At 73.3% G+C, this 17,267-nt stretch carries 18 protein-coding genes; 11 read left to right on the forward strand and 7 right to left on the reverse strand.

Going from position 1 to position 17,267, the window contains the following annotated elements; genetic code table 11:
- Nucleotides 1–16 precede the first annotated feature (16 nt).
- The 4 genes from ABZ945_RS09490 to ABZ945_RS09505 are packed head-to-tail and all read left to right on the forward strand — an operon-like array spanning nt 17 to nt 3,884.
- Entirely contained in the window at nt 17–526 is a 510-nt protein-coding gene (locus ABZ945_RS09490) for a flavin reductase family protein (RefSeq protein WP_361266346.1), read from the forward strand.
- Nucleotide 527: 1 nt separating this feature from the next.
- The gene (locus tag ABZ945_RS09495) at nt 528–1,721 is read left to right on the forward strand and encodes an acyl-CoA dehydrogenase family protein (protein ID WP_361266348.1); all 1,194 of its coding nucleotides are present in this window, start codon (nt 528–530) and stop codon (nt 1,719–1,721) included.
- A 35-nt stretch (nt 1,722–1,756) separates the two neighbouring features.
- On the forward strand, nt 1,757–2,599 hold the full coding sequence (gene ddaH / locus ABZ945_RS09500; RefSeq protein WP_361266350.1) for a dimethylargininase: 843 nt from the start codon (nt 1,757–1,759) through the stop codon (nt 2,597–2,599).
- A gap of 37 nt (nt 2,600–2,636) precedes the next feature.
- The gene (locus ABZ945_RS09505; protein WP_361266352.1) at nt 2,637–3,884 is read left to right on the forward strand and encodes an ATP-grasp domain-containing protein; all 1,248 of its coding nucleotides are present in this window, start codon (nt 2,637–2,639) and stop codon (nt 3,882–3,884) included.
- 154 nt (nt 3,885–4,038) lie between these two features.
- On the opposite strand, the gene ABZ945_RS09510 is transcribed toward ABZ945_RS09505, so the two are convergent.
- Together ABZ945_RS09510 and ABZ945_RS09515 are read right to left on the reverse strand one after the other, a co-directional pair.
- A complete protein-coding gene (locus tag ABZ945_RS09510) occupies nt 4,039–4,212 on the reverse strand; it encodes a hypothetical protein (RefSeq protein WP_361266354.1) in 174 nt (57 codons plus the stop codon).
- Between the two features lie 227 nt (nt 4,213–4,439).
- The gene (locus tag ABZ945_RS09515; protein ID WP_361266356.1) at nt 4,440–4,748 is read right to left on the reverse strand and encodes a hypothetical protein; all 309 of its coding nucleotides are present in this window, start codon (nt 4,746–4,748) and stop codon (nt 4,440–4,442) included.
- Nucleotides 4,749–4,937: 189 nt separating this feature from the next.
- Between ABZ945_RS09515 and ABZ945_RS09520 the strand changes: the two genes are divergently transcribed.
- Nucleotides 4,938–5,849, forward strand: a complete 912-nt coding sequence (locus ABZ945_RS09520) for a helix-turn-helix domain-containing protein (protein WP_361266358.1) — start codon at nt 4,938–4,940, stop codon at nt 5,847–5,849.
- Nucleotides 5,850–5,929: 80 nt separating this feature from the next.
- Here ABZ945_RS09520 and ABZ945_RS09525 read toward each other — a convergent pair whose 3' ends face one another.
- The 4 genes from ABZ945_RS09525 to ABZ945_RS09540 all read right to left on the reverse strand — a co-directional run bounded on the left by ABZ945_RS09525 (nt 5,930) and on the right by ABZ945_RS09540 (nt 10,065).
- Nucleotides 5,930–6,715 carry an SAM-dependent methyltransferase gene (locus ABZ945_RS09525; protein ID WP_361266360.1) on the reverse strand — a complete coding sequence of 262 codons (786 nt, stop codon included), beginning with the start codon at nt 6,713–6,715 and terminating at the stop codon, nt 5,930–5,932.
- A gap of 158 nt (nt 6,716–6,873) precedes the next feature.
- On the reverse strand, nt 6,874–8,076 hold the full coding sequence (locus tag ABZ945_RS09530) for a cytochrome P450 (protein ID WP_361266362.1): 1,203 nt from the start codon (nt 8,074–8,076) through the stop codon (nt 6,874–6,876).
- A 70-nt stretch (nt 8,077–8,146) separates the two neighbouring features.
- On the reverse strand, nt 8,147–8,833 hold the full coding sequence (locus ABZ945_RS09535; protein ID WP_361266364.1) for an HAD family phosphatase: 687 nt from the start codon (nt 8,831–8,833) through the stop codon (nt 8,147–8,149).
- 191 nt (nt 8,834–9,024) lie between these two features.
- Entirely contained in the window at nt 9,025–10,065 is a 1,041-nt protein-coding gene (locus tag ABZ945_RS09540) for a ScbA/BarX family gamma-butyrolactone biosynthesis protein (RefSeq protein ID WP_361266366.1), read from the reverse strand.
- A 124-nt stretch (nt 10,066–10,189) separates the two neighbouring features.
- On the opposite strand from ABZ945_RS09540, the gene ABZ945_RS09545 reads away from it, so the two are divergent.
- The 4 genes from ABZ945_RS09545 (at nt 10,190) to ABZ945_RS09560 (ending at nt 14,121) form a co-directional block, all read left to right on the forward strand.
- Complete coding sequence (locus tag ABZ945_RS09545; protein WP_361266368.1) at nt 10,190–10,822, forward strand: ScbR family autoregulator-binding transcription factor; 633 nt, start codon at nt 10,190–10,192, stop codon at nt 10,820–10,822.
- Nucleotides 10,823–10,894: 72 nt separating this feature from the next.
- Nucleotides 10,895–11,665, forward strand: coding sequence for a glucose 1-dehydrogenase (locus tag ABZ945_RS09550; protein WP_361266370.1), 771 nt, complete (start codon nt 10,895–10,897; stop codon nt 11,663–11,665).
- A gap of 209 nt (nt 11,666–11,874) precedes the next feature.
- Nucleotides 11,875–12,930, forward strand: a complete 1,056-nt coding sequence (locus tag ABZ945_RS09555; RefSeq protein ID WP_361266372.1) for a transposase — start codon at nt 11,875–11,877, stop codon at nt 12,928–12,930.
- Nucleotides 12,931–13,203: 273 nt separating this feature from the next.
- Nucleotides 13,204–14,121 (forward strand): NADP-dependent oxidoreductase, encoded by a 918-nt coding sequence (locus ABZ945_RS09560; protein ID WP_361266374.1) that lies wholly within the window; start codon nt 13,204–13,206, stop codon nt 14,119–14,121.
- Nucleotides 14,122–14,413: 292 nt separating this feature from the next.
- On the opposite strand, the gene ABZ945_RS09565 is transcribed toward ABZ945_RS09560, so the two are convergent.
- Nucleotides 14,414–14,875, reverse strand: a complete 462-nt coding sequence (locus ABZ945_RS09565) for a MarR family transcriptional regulator (RefSeq protein ID WP_361266376.1) — start codon at nt 14,873–14,875, stop codon at nt 14,414–14,416.
- Nucleotides 14,876–15,248: 373 nt separating this feature from the next.
- Here ABZ945_RS09565 and ABZ945_RS09570 point away from each other — a divergent pair, with 373 nt between their 5' ends.
- Both ABZ945_RS09570 and ABZ945_RS09575 read left to right on the forward strand, forming a co-directional pair.
- On the forward strand, nt 15,249–15,899 hold the full coding sequence (locus tag ABZ945_RS09570) for a TetR family transcriptional regulator (RefSeq protein ID WP_361266378.1): 651 nt from the start codon (nt 15,249–15,251) through the stop codon (nt 15,897–15,899).
- A 186-nt stretch (nt 15,900–16,085) separates the two neighbouring features.
- Nucleotides 16,086–17,108, forward strand: coding sequence for a LysR family transcriptional regulator (locus ABZ945_RS09575; protein ID WP_361266380.1), 1,023 nt, complete (start codon nt 16,086–16,088; stop codon nt 17,106–17,108).
- Nucleotides 17,109–17,267: the final 159 nt, after the last annotated feature.

Here is a 17,267-nt window from a genome sequence, read left to right on the forward strand (position 1 = left end):
TGCTGGAGGAACCGTCATGTCACCCGATCTGCGCGGCGCGATGCGCAACTTCGCCACCGGAGTGTGCGTCGCCACCACCTACGCCGACCACGAGGGCATCCGCCGCCATGACGCGGTGACGCTCAACTCCCTCACCTCCGTCTCCCTCGACCCGCCGCTGGTCTCGATGTCCCTGCGCCGCGGCTCGCAGTTCCTGGACGACCTCCTCGCCACCAAGCAGTGGGCCATCTCCATCCTGGACAGCGACGCCGAGTCGCTGGCCCGGCGGCTGGCCCGCAGCCGCGAGGACCGCGCCGAGGCGGTCGCCGCCCTCGACGCCACCCCGGGCCCCGTCACCGGAGCCCTGATGCTCGACGCGCAGAGCAACCTGGAGTGCGTGCTCTGGGACAGCTTCGATCTGGGCGACCACACGATGGTGATCGGCGAGGTGGTCACCACCGGCGTCCGCGACCTCCAGCCGCCCCTGCTCTTCCTGCACGGCACCTTCCACCAGCTGGCGACGGCCGCCACCACCAAGGAGTCCTGACATGACGACCACCACCCCGGCGGTCCCCAACACCGCCGCCGAGATCCTGGCCGCCGCCAAGGCGCTCGCCCCGACCCTGCGGGCGCGCGGCCCCGAGATCGAGGAGAACCGCCGCCTCCCCGCCGATGTGGTCGAACTGATCCGCGCCACCGGAGCGTTCCGGATGGGCTTCAGCCGGGCCTGGGGCGGACCCGAACTCAGCTCCGTCGAGCAGACCGAGGTGGTCGAGGCCCTGGCCTACGGCGACTCCGGAGCCGGCTGGGCCGCCATGATCGGCATGGACTCCGGCCTGTACGCCTCGTTCCTGGACGAGCGGGTCGCCAAGGAGATGTTCCCGCACCTGGACATGACCACCGCCGGACTGCTCTTCCCCACCGGCAAGGCCGAGAAGACCGAGGGCGGCTACCGCCTCACCGGACGCTGGCAGTTCGGCAGCGGCATCACCCACGCCGACTGGGTGATCTCCGGCGCCTTCATCTACCAGGACGGCGAACCCTTCCTGGTCGACGGCTCCCATGACTCCATCCTCCTGATGGTGCCCCGCGAGGAGGTCGAGATCATCGACACCTGGCACACCACCGGCCTGGCCGGCAGCGGCAGTTGCGACTACGCCATCCACGACGTCTACGTCCCCGAGGGCCACACCCTCACCTTCGGCGAGGTCCGCAACGGCGGGGGCCCGCTGGCCCAGCCCGAGGTGCATATGCGCAACATGCCGGGCGTCCCGCTCGGTGTCGCCCGGGCCGCGCTGGACTGGGTACGCGACCAGGTGGTCACCAAGTCCGCCGGCGGCGGCGCCAACCGCTGGGCCGACAACTGGCGGATGCAGGTCGCCCTGGCCGAGTGCGAGGCCGACTTCAACGCCACCCGCAGCGCGGTCTACGGCGCCATGGAGCGCCAGTGGGAGGTCCTGTCGGCCGGCGGCACCATGGACGACCTCACCCCCGACGAGCGCGCCGCCCTCCCGCTCTCCCGGGCGCACGCCTTCCGCACCGCCCGCTCCATCGTGATGCGGCTCTACGACCTGATGCAGACCGGCGCCATCTACAAGCCCAACCCGCTGGACCGCTGGCTGCGCGACACCATGGTCATGTGCCAGCACGTGGTGGCCCAGGACAAGATCCTCCAGTCGGCCGGCGCCCACCTCCTCGGCGCCCGCCCCAGCTTCCCCCTCAGCCTCGGCATCACCTCCTGACCCCGCGTCTCCTACTTCCTGGAAGGACCGATCCCATGACCGCATCCCTCGCCCCCGAGACCGCCACGACTCCCCGCCAGGCCCGCACCCGCCACTATGTGATGTGCCGCCCCGAGCACTTCGAGGTCAGCTACAGCATCAACCCGTGGATGGACCCGGCCAAGCCCACCGACCCGGCCCTCGCCCTGGCCCAGTGGGAGGACCTGCGCGACCTCTACGTCTCCCTCGGCCACGACGTCCGCACCATCGAGCCCGCCGCCGGCCTGCCCGACATGGTCTTCGCCGCCAACGGCGCCCTGGTGGTCGACGGCAAGGTGCTGGTCTCCCGCTTCCGCCACCCCGAGCGCCAGGCCGAGGCCGACCACTGGGCCGCGTGGTTCCGGGACCGGGGCTACCAGGACGTGGTCCAGGCCGCCTTCACCAGCGAGGGCGAGGGCGACTACGTCACCACCGACCGGGCCATCCTGGCCGGCAACGGCTTCCGCTCCGACCCGTACTCCCAGGCCGAGGCCCGAGCCCTGTTCAACCGCCCGGTGATCAGCCTCAAACTCATCGACCCGCGCTTCTACCACCTGGACACCGCGCTGGCCGCGCTCGGCGACGACGAGATCGTCTACTACCCGGGCGCCTTCGACGCCGAGAGCCGCCAGGTGCTGCGGGGCCTGTTCCCCAACGCGGTCATCGCCGACGAGGAGGACGCCCTGCTCTTCGGCCTCAACCTGGTCTCCGACGGCCTGAACGCCATCCTCCCCGAGCCCGCCACCGGCTTGGCCGCCAAACTCCGCGCCCACGGCTTCCGCACCCACCACATCGACCTCTCCGAGCTGCTGAAGTCCGGCGGCAGCGTCAAGTGCTGCACCCTCGAACTCCGCCACTGACCCCTCGTCTCTCTTTCCCCTTATCGAGGAGCACCCCATGACCGAGCAGCAGCAGCCCTGGATCATCGTCGGCTACGTCAACGTCCTGCCCTACATCAAGGAGTTCGCCCCCGGCTCGGTCATCGTGATCGACGAGCCGGACGTGATCCGCAAGCAGGACGTCAAGAACGCCCTGGAGGGCGCGGCGATGTTGCGCGAGCTGATCGAGTGGGAGTACCAGCTGCCCGCCGCGGCCGACGAGTTCTTCAACACCTACCCCGACCTCGCCCCCGCCGTGGTGGCCCCGCTGGTCGAGTACGCCACCCCGTTCGCCGCCCGGCTGGCCGAGCGCTACGGAGTGCCGGGCGCCGGCGCCGGGGCGTCCGCCATCATGCGGGACAAGTCCCTGCTGCGCCGCGTCACCCGCGCCGCCGGCGTCCTCAACCCCGCCTCCCGAGAAGTGGGCTCCGTGGCCGAGGTCCGCGAGTTCGCCGCCGCCCATCCCGGCCCCCTGGTGCTCAAACCCGCCAACCGCCAGGCCTCCGTCGGCACCAAGGTGCTGCACTCCCTGGAGGGTCTGGACGCCGCCTGGGAGGAGTGCACCAGCCAGGACGAGGGCGACCGCGTCCCCGACCGCGACCGCGAACTCCGCATGCTCATCGAGCAGTTCGTCCACGGCGACGAGTACAGCGTAGAACTGCTCGTCAGCGAGGGCGAAACACTGTTCTCCAACGTCACCGGCAAGGTGCTCTTCCCCGGCCCCCGCCCCATCGAGCTGGGCCACACCGTGCCCGCCGCGGGCATCTCCGCCGAGCTGGACGCGCTGCTGGTCGACCGGACCGAGGCGGTGCTGCGCGCGGTCGGCTTCGGCAGCGGGATGGTGCACTGCGAGTGGATCGTCAGCGACGGCCGCCCCTACCTGGTGGAGTGCGCCGGCCGCTTCCCCGGCGACGGCATCCCCATGCTGATCGAGGAGGCGTACGGCATCAACCTGGCCGGGGCCTTCTACACCGTCATGCAGGGCCGCCGCCCGGAGCCCCTGCCCCGCCAGGCGGCCGGCGGCGCCGCGGTCCGCTTCATGGAGGCGGTCCCCGGCGAGGTGGTCTCCGTCGACGGCACCGACGAGGCCCGCAAACTCCCCGGAGTCCTCTCCCTCTCCCTGCACCTCAAGCCCGGCGACACCGTCAACGAACTGCGCAGCTCCTGGGACCGGGTGGGCTCGGTCATGACCAGCGGCCCCACCGCGGCGGACGCCCTGCGCACGGCCGAGGCGGTGGTCGACGCCATCCGCATCACCACCGCCTGAGCGTGCGCCCCCACACCGCGCCCCGACCCCCACCCCTCTCGACCCCCACCCCCGAACCCCCGACGCCCCCGGCCACCGCTCACGACGAGCGGCGGTGGGGGCGTACGGACGTTTCCGCGAGGCGCTACGCCCTCGGAAGGGCGCGCGACCCGTTTCAGCCGTCGGCGCGTTCCGTCGCGGTGATCTCCCGGCGCAGCTCCACCAGGGTGCGCAGGGCCTGGCTGTACATGACGAGGCTCTTCTCACTGTGCGAGTTGACCGCGGTCTTGACCTCGTCGTAGGTCCGGGCGATGAGCTGGTCCAGGTCCTGCTTGTCGATGCCGTTCATGGTGCGTCCCTCTCGCAGCAGTGTTACTCCGTCACGCGGTTCGCGGTATCCAGGCGCTGGTCAGGCGCCCCGCGACAAGATCACCCTAGGCACACACCGCTCAGCTCTGCCCCGGTGCGGCTAAGGCTCTGAGGAAGATTTGAGGGTTACCGGCCGATGTGCCCGCTTCGAGGGCACCGCGCCGAGCGGCCGGCTCGGCGCGGTGCCGTACCGCCGACGACCGCCGGTCAGAAGTGCTCGATGGTCACCTGTTCCACATTGCCCCAGTTGCAGTACGCGTTGGTCCGGGTCGGGCCGGTCACGATGCTGCTCGATCCCCAACCGCCCAGCGTGCAGTCGACGTTGACGCGCCACTTGTAGCTTCCGGCGGTGGTGCACTTCCCCCAGCCGTTGGTCAGGTTCTTGCCCTTGGTGCACGAGGGCCCGAGCGCCGACGGGGCTCCGTCGAGGCCGGCGGCCTGCGCGGGTGCCGACACACCGCCCAGGATCAGCGCCGCTCCCATTCCCAGTCCTGCCACAGCCGTACGGATACGCATGGGTACTCCTTCGATTCGGTCGGGTGCGACGGGCCGGGACCAGGGCCGCCGGCCGCCCGGTTGGCGAGTTCGCGGCTTCCCGGCCCGTCGTGGACACCACCAGACTGGAGCCGCGGTCGGCCACGCGGCTTGTACGAACGCGCACCTTGCCGGGGCCCTGTCCGCTGGAGCCATGAGGGGCGGGGGAGCATGGTCCGCGAGTCGGCGCCGCACGAGGAACGCCATGACCCAGCCGACACGGGCGCGGAGCCGTGCCGGGTCCGCCGCCATCCGCCCGCCTGGCTGCGCGGACAGGTGGTCAGCTACACCGGCTACCGGATGAGCGCCGCGCCGGTCGCGCGCCGGCTGAACCTCCCCTCGACCACGGTCACCCTCTGCCTGACCTGGGGAGCCCCACTGGACCTCGCCTCGGACCGGGAACCGCCGTCGGGCCGGGGCTGGGACGCGGTGCTGCTGGGGCTCCGGACCGGCCCGGTGATCAGCCGCACCGGCGGTACCGGCCACGGGGTGCAGCTGGAACTGACGCCGCTGGGGGCCTACGCCCTCCTCGGCATGCCGCTGAACCGGCTGGCCGACACCATGGCCCATCCGGTGGACGTCCTGGGGCGGGCCTGGGGCGCCGACCTCACCGAACGACTCGCCCAGGCGTCCGGGTGGGAGAGCCGTTGGGCGATCCTGGACGCGGCCATCGCCGCACGTCTGGCGGACAGCCGCTGCCGGCCCTCACCGGTGGTGTCGGAGGCGTGGTCCCTGCTGCGGGCCGGCCATGGCACGCTGCCGGTCGGGCGGCTGGCCGAGGCGACCGGGCGGAGCCGCCGCCGGCTGGAGGTGCTGTTCGCGGAGCAGATCGGCCTCGCCCCCAAGAGCGCCGCCCGGGTCCTGCGCTTCCAGCGGGCCTTGACCGGGCCGGCCGGCCCGGGAGCCACCTGGGCCGATACGGCCGCCGCCTGCGGGTACCACGACCAGGCCCATCTCGCCCGTGAGTTCCGCGCCCTCGCCGGTATGACCGCGACCGGCCTTCAGGCACTCGCCACCGTCCTCACCGACGGCGCCGACCCCCTCGCCCACCCCTTCACCTCGGTCCTGGCCCCACCCCTCTGACCCGGCGCCGACCGCCACGGAGACGGCCGTACGCCCCGAGGCATACCGCCGTCCTCCCTCCGACAGGGCTGTCAGGGCCGTTACGGCTTGCGGGCCACCAGCCCCCACTGGTCGACGGCCACCGGGTCCTGCTCCGTCGGGCGCCAGAAGGCGATGGAGCCGAAGCCGGGCTCCAGCAGCTCCAGGCCCTCCGCGCAGCCGGTGATCTCCTCCGGCTCCCGGACCAGGTAGGGCGGGTTCTCGCCGGAGTCGTAGGCCTCCTGCGCCGCCAGGGTCTCCGGGGTCTTCACCGTGTCGCAGAGCACCAGATGGCTGCCGGACGGCATCCGCTCCATATACCGCCGCACCACCCGGATGCCGTCGGCCGGGGTCAGATGCCCCAGCGTGGAGAGCAGCAGCACACCCACCGGCTGGGACAGGTCCAGGGTTGTGCCCGCCTCGTCCACCACCGCGTCCACATCCGACAGGTCGGCGTCCACATAGGCCGTCCGCCCCTCCGGGGTGCTGGTCAGCAGCGCCTCGGCGTGGGCCAGCACGATCGGGTCGTTGTCCACGTAGACGATCCGCGCGTCCGGCACATCGGCCTGGGCGACCTCATGGGTGCTGTTCGCGACCGGCAGCCCGGTGCCCACGTCCAGGAACTGCCGTACCCCCTGCGCGGTGAGCGCGCGCACCGCCCGGGCCTGGAAGGCGCGCGAGGCCTTGGCGATGTCGACGATCTGCGGATAGGCCGAGGCGACCACCTCCGCCAGCTCCCGGTCGACGGCGTAGTTGTCCTTGCCGCCCAGCCAGGCGTTCCAGACCCGCGCCGAGTGCGGAATGTCCGACCGGATCCGCTCGCGGAACCCGAGGTCGTCAGAGGTCATCGAAAATCTCCTACTCGCACCGTGTGCAGCACACGTGGCCGGCCGACCGGCCGGCGAGGGGGTCGCACCCACGGCATGACCGTACCTCCACGGCGGCTGAAAGTCGCCGGTGAAGGTACGGTCCACGACACACCGCCCCCACCAGAGCCCGAGGCGGCTCAGAAGCGGACCGGGAGGGCGGTGGGGCGGCGGAGCAGGGCGCCCTCGTCCCAGGGCAGGGCGGCGGGGTCGGCGTCCAGGGTGGCGCCGGGCAGGGCGCCGGTGAGCGCGGTGACCACCTCGTTGATCTCCAGCCGGGCGAGCGCGGCGCCGAGGCAGTGGTGCAGCCCGTGGCCGAACTGGAGGTGCCGCCGCGCCGGGCGGTCCGGGTCGACGGCCAGGGGGCGGGGGAAGACCTCCGGGTCCCGGTTGGCCTGGAAGACGTCCGGCAGCACCGTCTCACCGGCCCGGACCGCGCCCGCCCCGAACTCCACGTCCGCGCGGGCCACCCGGGGGAAGCCCACCGGCCCGCCCAGCGGCAGCAGCCGGATCAGCTCCTCGGTGATCCTCGGCACCGAGGCCGGGTCCTGGGCCGCCGCGCGCCACAACGGCGGTGCGCACAGCAGCGCGTAGACGGCCTTGGTCAGCATCGACAGGGTGTTCTGGTCCACGGTGACCAGCAGGGTGAGGAAGAGGACGGTCAACTCGTCGTCGTCCAGTGCCGGTTCGGCCTGCTCCCGCCGCTCCAGCAGCCGGCTCAGCAACCCGCCCGGCAGCAGCGGCCGTTCGCCCCGGACCAGGGCGGCCGCGTACCCCAGGCCGCGGGTGAACTCGGCGGTCAGGCCCGCCAGATCGTCCTCGGGCGCCAGCTGGATGACCCGGGAGGCCGTACGCAGCTGCCGCAGGTCCTCCTCCGGTACGCCGAGGAAGCCGCTGGTGACCGCCGGGGCGACCCGGTCCAGCACCTCCCGGAACAGGTCCGGCCGGGGCGCCGCCCGCAGCGCGGCGACCCGCTCGTCCAGCAGGGCGCGCAGCCCGGGCAGCAGCGCGGTGACCGAGGCCGCCGCGAAGTCGGGGGTCACCAGCCGGCGGATCCGGCCATGGTCGGGTGCGTCCATGCTGATCAGCATCTGGGGCGGCAGCGCGGTGGGCAGGAAGCGCGGCCCGTCCTCGGTGTTGGCCTCGGCCCGGCTGAGCGCCGGATGGGCCAGCGCCTTGCGCACGTCCTCGTAACGGGTGAGGTGGACCGCCAGGTGCCCGCTCGGCAGAACGACCCGGGGCAGCCCGCCGGGTGAGCGCCCGGGCGCCGCCGCCAGGGCGCCGGCCGGATCGAGCCGGGGTATCCGGTCCACGGTCGGCTCCTGGTACACGGGCAGGGTCATGACGTGACTCCTCGGAGGCGACGGAGGGCGGGGATCACCCGGGGACGGGCCCGCGCCCGGAGCGTACCGGTCACCGCGGGGCGGAGGAGGCGGCGGCGGGGGAGAGGAAGGTGACCCCGGTGGCTCGGGCGAGCTCGGCGAGGGTCCGCTCGTCATCCGTGAAGTGGACGGCCTGCCAGCCCTGCGCCCGGGCCGCGTCGATGTTCGCCCCGACGTCGTCGATCAGCAGGCACTCGCCCGGATCGACCCCGGCCCGGCGGGTGGCCAGTCGGTAGATCTCCGGGTCCGGCTTGCGGCAGCCGACCTCGCAGGAGTCGACCAGCAACTCGATCCCGTCCAGCGGCGCCATCATCCGCATCCAGTGCGTACGCCATTCCAGGACGTTGTTGGAGAGCACCCCGGTGGTGATCCCGTGCTCGCGCAGGGTGTGCCAGGCCGCCGCCATCACCGGGTTGGCCCCGTGGCCGTCGAACCACTGCGCCCCGAACTCCTCCAGGCGGGCGCGGGAGAGGTCGATGCCGGGATGCCGCCGGGCCAGCGCCGCCCGCAGCCGTCCGCCCCACTCCCGTTCGGTCATCAGCGCCAGCTCCACCGGGGCCAGCGGCGGCAGGCCCACCTCGTCCGAGACGTCCGCGAAGGCGGTCCTCAGCTGCTCGGGGGTGACTCCGGCGCGCTGCTCGTAGGAGCGGAAGAGGTCGTCCAGGGGCGGCGAGAGCACTCCGCCGAAGTCGAACCAGACGACGGACGGGCGGGACATGGCGACGCCTCCAGGGCGGGGTCGAGCGGTGGGGTGGTGGGGGCGCGGGACGCGGTGAGGATGCTACGTGGTGGGGGAGCGGGTGCCAGTCGTGCGGGCGGCCCGGGTGTGCGGCGACCCGGCCGGACGGCGACCCGGGCGGACGGCGACCCGGCGGCGGAGGGCGGCCCGGCGGCGGAGGGCGCGGGCCGTCAGCCCTGCTCGGCGCTACCGGTGGCGGTGGCGGTGGCCGTGGCGGTGAAGACCGGCTCACCGTCCTGCTCGGCCTCGACATGGACCACCGGGGCGGTGGGGCCGGGCGCGCCCGGGGCCGGTCGGATGACGCGGTACGAAAGGTGGCACGGTGCGTCGAGTTCGGCGAAGCGCTGGAACGAGATGCTCAGCGAGCGCAGTCGGGCGTCCGGGCCCAGGGCCGCGACGGCCGCCTGCTGGACGCCCTCCACCAGGAGCATGCCCGGGACATGGTCCACGGGGTGGTCGAAGAGGACCGGGTGCGCGGTGTCCACCCGCAGCTCGCGGCGGCCCGGGCCGCCCTCGGCGCCGAGCACCACATCGGCGGCCCGGGTCCGGCCGACGGCGGCGGGGTCGAGCGGTGCCTGCGCGCGCGGTGCGGCGTCCATGGCGCCCCGCGCGTCGGTACGGGCCCGGCGCAGCCGCGCGTAGAGAGTGGCCGGGTGCACGGTGAAGCGGGTCCTGGCGGTGCCGAGGAGCATGCCGTCGCGCTCCACCGTCACCTCCAGGGCCGCGGCCGTCAGTACTCCCCGCCGCGAGTGGGTGGCGTCACAGCTGACATGCAGGGTGAGTGCGGCGGGTCCCGGTCCGACGTACAGCGCGGCGGTGGAGACCTCGAAGGCCAGCTCGTCCCAGATGAGCTGGTACCCGAAGGGCACCCCGTACGCCGCGTGGGTGAGTGCCGAGAAGGTCTGGCGAACCGTTTCGGCGAACAGCGCCGGTGTGTAACGCCCGTCCGGGGTCACATAGAAGCGGTGGGCGCGCGGCCACCGCGCGGCGAACACGAAGGCGTCCTCGCCGGTCCTCCGCCAGGCGGTCAGCAGGACCTCTTCCGGATCGGCCTTGTGGATCAGCGCGGCCGTCACCGGGCCCGAGGACGCGGCCGGGGCGGAGTCGGCCGAGGCGCGGTCGGCCGGTACGGAGGCGGAGGCGGTGGAGGCGCGGGTGCCCGGACCGGACGGGACCGTCTTGTGGCCGGGCGCGTGGAACGTCAGTGACATGGCGGGTTCCCTCCCCTTGGAACACGACTGGTCCACCGCCCACGGCGACTTGGCCTGAGGGCGGCGCTCTCATAAAATAGAGGGTGCTCGTTTTGTTTGTCGAGGGAAGAAGCGGAGAGCCGACGTGGCCGTATTGAAGCAGGAACGCGCCGTACGCACGCGTGCGCACATCATCCGGTCCGCGGCCGACGTCTTCGACCGGCTGGGTTTCAGCGGTGCGAGCATCAGCAAGATCGTCAAGGAGTCCGGGACCACCCAGGGCGCGATCTACTTCCACTTCAAGTCCAAGGAGGAGCTGGCCTACGAGGTCATGCGGGCGCAGCCGGAGGTGGTCGTGCCCCAGCTCGGGGCCGAGGGGCTGCAACGGCTGGTGGACACCACGCTGGTGTGGTCCCGCCGGCTCCAGGAGGACGTCATCCTGCGGGCCGGTGTGCGGCTGGCGACCGACCCCGCCTGTGTGATCGCCTTCGATGTCACCGACTCCTACGGGGACTGGGCGGGGATCTTCGAGGAGTGCCTGATCGAGGCCCGCGGCCGCGGCGAGCTGCACGACCACGTCGACCCGAGGCAGGCCGCCGAGCTGCTGGTGGGGCTGCTGACCGGTACGCAGATGTACTCGGAGGTCGTGAGTGGGCGGGCCGATCTGCCCGGCCGGATGGTGAACGCCTGGCGGCTGCTGGCGCCCGCGCTGGCCGTACCGGAGACGGTGCGAGGCCTGCGGGCGGACCAGGAGCGGATCGCCGCCCTCTGCGGCTGACCGGGGCAGGACCGCCCCGCCGACCGGGGCGGAAGGCGGGCAAGGACATCGAACACAGTGGGGGTTGGGGACATGCGGTACGACGGAGGGCTGCTCGCCGGGCGCACGGTGATGGTCACGGGGGCGTCCAGCGGGATCGGCTCGGCCGCCGCGCGCCTCTTCGCCGAGGAGGGCGCCGCGGTGGTCCTGATGGCGCGCCGGAAGGAGCGGCTGGAGGGGGTCGCCGAGGAGATCGGGGCGGCCGGTGGCAAGGCTGCCTGGGTCGCGGGTGATGTGACCGCCTCGGAGGACGTACGGCGTGCCGTGCACACCGCCGTCGAGCGGTTCGGCGGCCTGGACGCGGCGTTCAACAACGCCGGACTGGCGGCCGCCGGCGGCGATCTGCACCTCACGGACGACGCGGTCTACGAGCAGGTGATGGACGCCAATGTGCGCGGGGTGTGGAACTGCCTGCGCGAGCAGGTGCCGGTGATGCTGGAGGGCGGTGGCGGCTCGATCGTCAACACCTCCAGCGTCGCCGGGTTGCTCGCCACCGGTGCCTGCGCCAGCTATGTGGCCGCCAAGCATGCCGTGATCGGCCTGACCAAGGCGGCGGCCGCCCAGTACGGTGAGCGCGGGATCCGGGTCAACGCCCTGGTGGTGGGCAACACCCGCACCGAGATGCTGGAAGGGGTCCTCGCCCAGGCGCCGGAGCTGGAGGAGCAGTTCCTCCTCCGCCCGGTGCAGAAGAGGCTGGCCGGTCCTCGGGAGATCGCCGAGACGGCCGCCTGGCTGTGCAGCGACCGGTCCGCCTTCACCACGGGGGCGAGCGTCCAGGTGGACGGAGGCTGGACGGCGGTCTGACCCCCGGGCGCCGGTCCGGCCCCGGCGTCCTCCGGCCCGACCTGCCCAAGTGGTTCGGAGGGTCTCTCGCCGGGCAAATAAAAAAACGAACGATCGCTATTATTTCCCCGTCCGTCCGAGAGAAGCCCGTCCGTCCGAGAGAAGCCCGTCCGTCCGAGAGAAGCCCGTCCGTCCGAGAGAAGCCCGTCCGTCCGAGAGAAGGAGGAAGCATGCTGGGGGACCGGAGCAGCCAGGAGCCCCTGTCGGTCGCCGACTTCGCCCACGTAACCCACTTCGCCGAGTTCACCGACTTCACCGATGAACTCTTCGGCCGTCTGGCGCGCGCCGACCAGCGCCGCTGGGCGCACGCCTATCTCCAGGCGCTGCTGCTGACGCCCGGCAAGAAGACCATGCGCCGCCTCGCCGCCACCGTGTCGGACTCACCCACCGCGTCGCAGGCCCTGCACCAGTTCGTCAACGCCAGCCCCTGGGACTGGAAGCAGGTGCGCGAGGACCTCGCCCGGCATGTGGAGCGCCGGGCCCCCGCCCGGGCCTGGGTGGTCGCCCCGGCCGTCCTGCCCAAGCGCGGCATGCACTCCTGCGGCGTCCACCGCCGCTTCGTGGCCCAGGAGGGGCGGGCGGTCAACTGCCAGCTGGCGGTGGGCGCGTTCCTCGCCACCGACCGCGGTGAGATGCCCGTCGACTGGCGGCTGCACCTTCCCGAGTCCTGGCTCGCCAGCCGCCCCTCCCGGCTCCGTGCCCGGGTCCCCGACCGGGCCGCGCCGCGCACCCCCTCGGGTGACGCCCTTGACCTCGTCGACACCGCGGCGCGCAGCGGCCCCCCGCGCTCCCTGCCCGTGGTGGCGCACCTCGGCGGGCACGGTGACGCGCGGGAACTGGTGGTGGGCCTCGACGCGCGCGGCGCCGACTTCCTGGTGGCGGTGCCGGACTCCATGCCCGCGCCGCTCACCCGGCAACTCCGCCCCGGGGTACCGGTGGCCCATCGCCCCTACCGGCTGTTCACCGACCCGCGCACCGGGCAGCGCTGGCTGACCAACCTGGTACGGCACCCCGCCCCCGAACTGCTCGCGCTCACCGGGGCCTCCCTCGGCGTGCGGTCCGCCCTCGACCGCCTCGCCGACGACTTCGGGCTGCGCGACTTCGAGGGCCGCTCCTTCCCGGGGTGGCACCACCATATGACCCTGCTCTCCGCCGCGTACGCCTACCAGGCCCTCGCCCACCAGCAGCCGGGAGCCCGAGCCGAGGCGCTGGCCCGACCCGCCTGACAGCGAGGGCCGATGGCCCCCGCGACCAAGCGTTCACCGACCCGGCCCCCGTGCGGACTGGCCGAGCTTTACATGCATCAGCAAGCAAAATTCCAGATGGCGACACAGTCCAACTGGGCGGCCATGGCTGCTCATCCGCCGACCTGCCAAAGAAGTAGCGAGGCCCGGACGGAGGCGAACCGAAAAAGCGATCGACTGTTATGTTTTTCTGCAAGCAACCCGGTGCGGGCGGTGCAAGTAACCGCGTCGGAGATCCCGTCCTCGGAGGTACACGTGCGCGCCACCGTCCTGTCCCGATACGGAGGGCCCGAGCGGCTGACGGTCGCCGAACTGCCGCGCCCCGTCCCCGGGTCAGGCCAGATCCTCGTCCGGGTCGCCGCCTCCGCGGTCAACCCGGTCGACATCGAGGTGCGTTCCGGCCGGGCCGCCGCCCGGATCGGCCACGGCTTCCCGATGGTGCTGGGCTGGGACCTGGCCGGGACCGTCGCCCAGTGCGGCGCCGACGCGCACCGTTTCGCCACCGGGGACCGGGTCGTGGCCATGTCGGCGCAGACGGCCACCGGGATAGGCACCCACGCCGAGTACGTCGCTCTGGACGAGCGGCTGGCGGCCTGCGCCCCGCGCACCGGCGACCTCCGGCGGGCCGCCGCCCTGCCGCTGGCCGGACTCACCGCCGACCAGGCGCTGGAACTGCTCGACCCCGCGCCCGGCGACACCCTGCTGGTCACCGGCGCGGTGGGCGCCGTCGGCGGCTTCGCCGTCCAACTCGCCGCCGCCCGAGGCCTCACCGTCCAGGCCCTGGTGCGCCCGGGCGACGAGGAGGCGGCCCGGGCCCTCGGTGCCCGCGCGGTCTTCACCGACCGGGCGGCGGTCCCGGCGGCCTCGGCCGACTGCCTCTTCGACACCGCGGGCGACCCCCCGGCGCTGGCCGCCGTACGCGACGGGGGCCGCGCGGTCTCCGTCGTGCCCACCCGCCCACTCCTCGCCGAACGCGGTATCGACGTCCGGATGTCCTTCGCGGAGCAGGACGGCGACCGGCTGACCCGGCTGAGCCGCCTGGTCGACGACGGTGTGCTCACGCTGCGGGTCGCGGAGGTCTTCTCGCTCGCCACGGTGGGCGAGGCGCACCGGCTGCTGGCGGCCGGCGGCACCCGCGGCAAGCTGCTGATCGACCCGCGGCTGGGCAACTGAGCCACCGCCGCCGGGCCTTCCCCCCCCCGCGGACCCGGGCACGGCCGCCGCCCACGAACCCGCCGGCGCACCGCCCGGCCCACCCCGCCCCGCCGTACCGCCCGCGATCGCCGTACGGGATCCCCGTACGCCCCAGACCCCCGCCCCGTGCCCCCATGCCTCCCCCCATGGCGACGGCACGGGGCGGGCTCGCGCCCGAAGTACCGCCACGGGCAGAGCCGTTGTGCGCCGTACGCGTCCCAGAAGCCCCGGTAGGGCCGGGCCGCGCTGCCCGGCCCGTACAGTCTCCGACTCAGTCCGTCCGCGCGGAGGGGTCGTGCCGCAGCCGGTTGACCAGTGAGGCGGTGGCCGGTTCGAAGGCGGCGAGGTCCAGGGCGCGCTCCAACTCGGCGGCGAAGGTCTTCTGGACGTCCTGGAGGAGCGCCCGCCCTTCGTCGGTCAGGGCGGCCACCATCACCCGGCGGTCCTCCTCGCCGACCGTCCGGGTGGCGAGCCCCGCCTCCTCCAGCCGGCCGACCATGCGGCTCATCGTGGACTGGCTCATCCCGGCCGCCTCGGCGAGCTCCTGCATCCGCAGCGCACCCCCGGCCAGCGCGGCCAGCGTGGTGTGCTCAGCGGCGCTCACCCCGTGCCCACGCTGCAACTTCCGGTCGAGCGTATGGCCGACCCGGTGCACCAGCAGCAGCAGTTGCCGCCACAGTTCCGGCTCACCGCCCGTACGTCCTCGAAGCGCCTGCGCCATCGTCGCCGCCACCACCTGTTCCGGGCGTGTGCTGGTGAATTACTTACCGGTGAATTTGCTTTCAGGAGCATAGGGCAGCCCCGCCGGAGACCCAGAGGGCCCGGTGACCCGCCCACCGGACCGGCCGAGATGCCAAAGCCGCAGGGCGATCGGACGGAGTCGTTCCACGCGTACCCGCCCCGCCGGTAGCTTCCGGAGTGTCGACCCATGTCCTGTGCCCGGCCTCCGGCCCGGTGCCCGACCGCACCGGAGGTGCTGTGGAACCGCGACGGCGAACTCCCCCAAGCGGCAGGATCCCCGCCCCGGTCGAGGCCGTGGCCTCGCCCGTCGGCGCGGCACCCGGGTCCTGCGCCGCCCATGCCCCGGGAGCCGGGAGGGCCCGGCCGTGGTGAGGCAGGAGCGGGCCGAGCAGACCCGGCGCCAGCTCATCGAGGCGGCCGCGGCCGAGTTCGACCAGCACGGCTACACCCGTACCTCGCTGTCCCGGGTCTCCCGCTCGGCCGGCGTCACCATGGGCGCGCTGACCTTCCACTTCCCCACCAAGGGCTCCCTCGCCGACGTGGTCTGCGAGTCGGGCGTCAACGCCGTCCGCTGGGCGATGCACCGGCTGCGCCCCGTACCGTCCGGTGGTCCGGCGGCGGTCGCGGAGCTGACCCGTGAACTGGGGCGGCTCCTGGAGGAGGAGACCGCGGTACGCGCCGCCGTGCGCCTGGCGCAGGACGATCCCGGGGAGTTCCCCGACTGGCGGGCCGCCTGGCTGCCCACCCTGCGCACCCTGCTGCTCGACCTGACGGGTGACCCGCCGGACCCCGGGCGTCTCGCCGAACTGGAGAAGCTGGTCGTCTACCTGCTGATCGGCGCCTACAACGACGCTCGCGCCCCGGGGCCCCGGCCGCGGCTCCAGGAAGTGCTGGATCGGCTGTGGAACCTCGCCTTCCACGGGGTCGACGACGCCCTGCGGCTCGCGGCGAGTTGCCACAGTCGTAGCGCATACGGTCGTCCGCAAACAAAAACGAACGATCGTTACGTAGGCTGATAGACCCGCTCCCAGCAGGGTTTCGGGCCCCGCCGACGTACCCGAAGGGCAGACTCCGATGAACCACTCATCCGCACCGCTCGCCCATCGGGCCACCCCGCTCGCCCCAAGCCCCCGCCGCCCTCACCGGCGCCTCCCGGCGGCCCGCCGTCCCGGCCGCCCTGGCCTCCCGGGGCGGTGGCGGGCGTGAACATCAAGCACCTCACCGCCTTCCTCGCGGTCGCCGAGTCCGCCAGCTTCACCCAGGCCGCGCACCGCCTCGGGCTCACCCAGCCCACCGTGACGGCCCGGATCAAGACCCTGGAGGAGTCGGTCGGCACCCTGCTGTTCCAGCGGACCGGCATCGGAGCGCGGCTGACCCCCGCCGGACTGCGGCTGCACGGCTACGCCACCCGTATCGTGCGGCTCAGCGAGTTCGCCCGGCAGGAGATGGCGGACGACGCGGACCGGTCACCGCTCACCGTGGGCAGCGCGGAGGGGCTGACCACCTTCCGGCTGCTGCCGCTCATCGAGCATATGCATCTGCGCCACCCCGGCGGCGGGCTGTCCTTCCAGCCGCTGGACGGCGACCCGGCCGCCCTGATCCGGGCGGAACGGCTCGACTGCGCCTTCTACGTCGACATCTCCGCCGACTCCGAGGAGGCGGAGTCCGCGGAGACCGGGGAGGGAACCGACGAGGATGTCCGCCTCCGCCGGCTCTGCCGGGAACCGCTGAGCCTGGTGGCGCACCCCGGCCACCCGCTGGCGGCCTCCACGCGGCTGCGCACCGAGGACCTGCTCGGCGAGGCGGTGCTCCGCTCCCACCACCCCGACGGCCCCCAGCTCGCCTTCGAGCGACTACGGGCCGGGGCGGCCGGAGGAGCCGCCGGCGGGGTACTGCCGCTCGGTCCGCTGGAGGCGGTGAAGCGCGGGGTCGGCGACGGCATGGGCATCGCCCTGCTGCCGACGGTCACCGTGCTGGAGGAACTGCGCTCGGGCCGGCTGTGCCGGCTCGCCTGGCAGCCGCCCTTCTCCGCGTACGCCTGGTGCGCCTGGCGCGCTGACCTGGACACCGACCCGCTCTTCCGCTCCCTGCTGGACACCGCGGTACGGCTGGTCGAGGAGCAGGCCCCCCAGCGCGCCCCGGCCCCTACTCGGCCGCCCCCGCCACGGCCCACCGGCCCCCGCCGCGTACCCCGCCCGACCGGCCTCCTGCGCTCGTCCCGCTGACGGTCGCGGTCCTCCCGCCGACAGTCGCGCTCGTCCCGCCCACGGTCCCGCTCGTCCCGCCCACGGCAGCCGCGGGGCCGGGGTCGGGGCGGGGGCCGCGGTCGTGGGGCTGGGACATGGGAAGGTGGTCCTTTCGGGGCGCGACATGGCCCAGGCGGC

The organism is Streptomyces sp. NPDC046887 (assembly GCF_040644755.1).
In the GTDB taxonomy this organism is placed as follows: Bacteria; Actinomycetota; Actinomycetes; order Streptomycetales; family Streptomycetaceae; genus Streptomyces; species Streptomyces lichenis.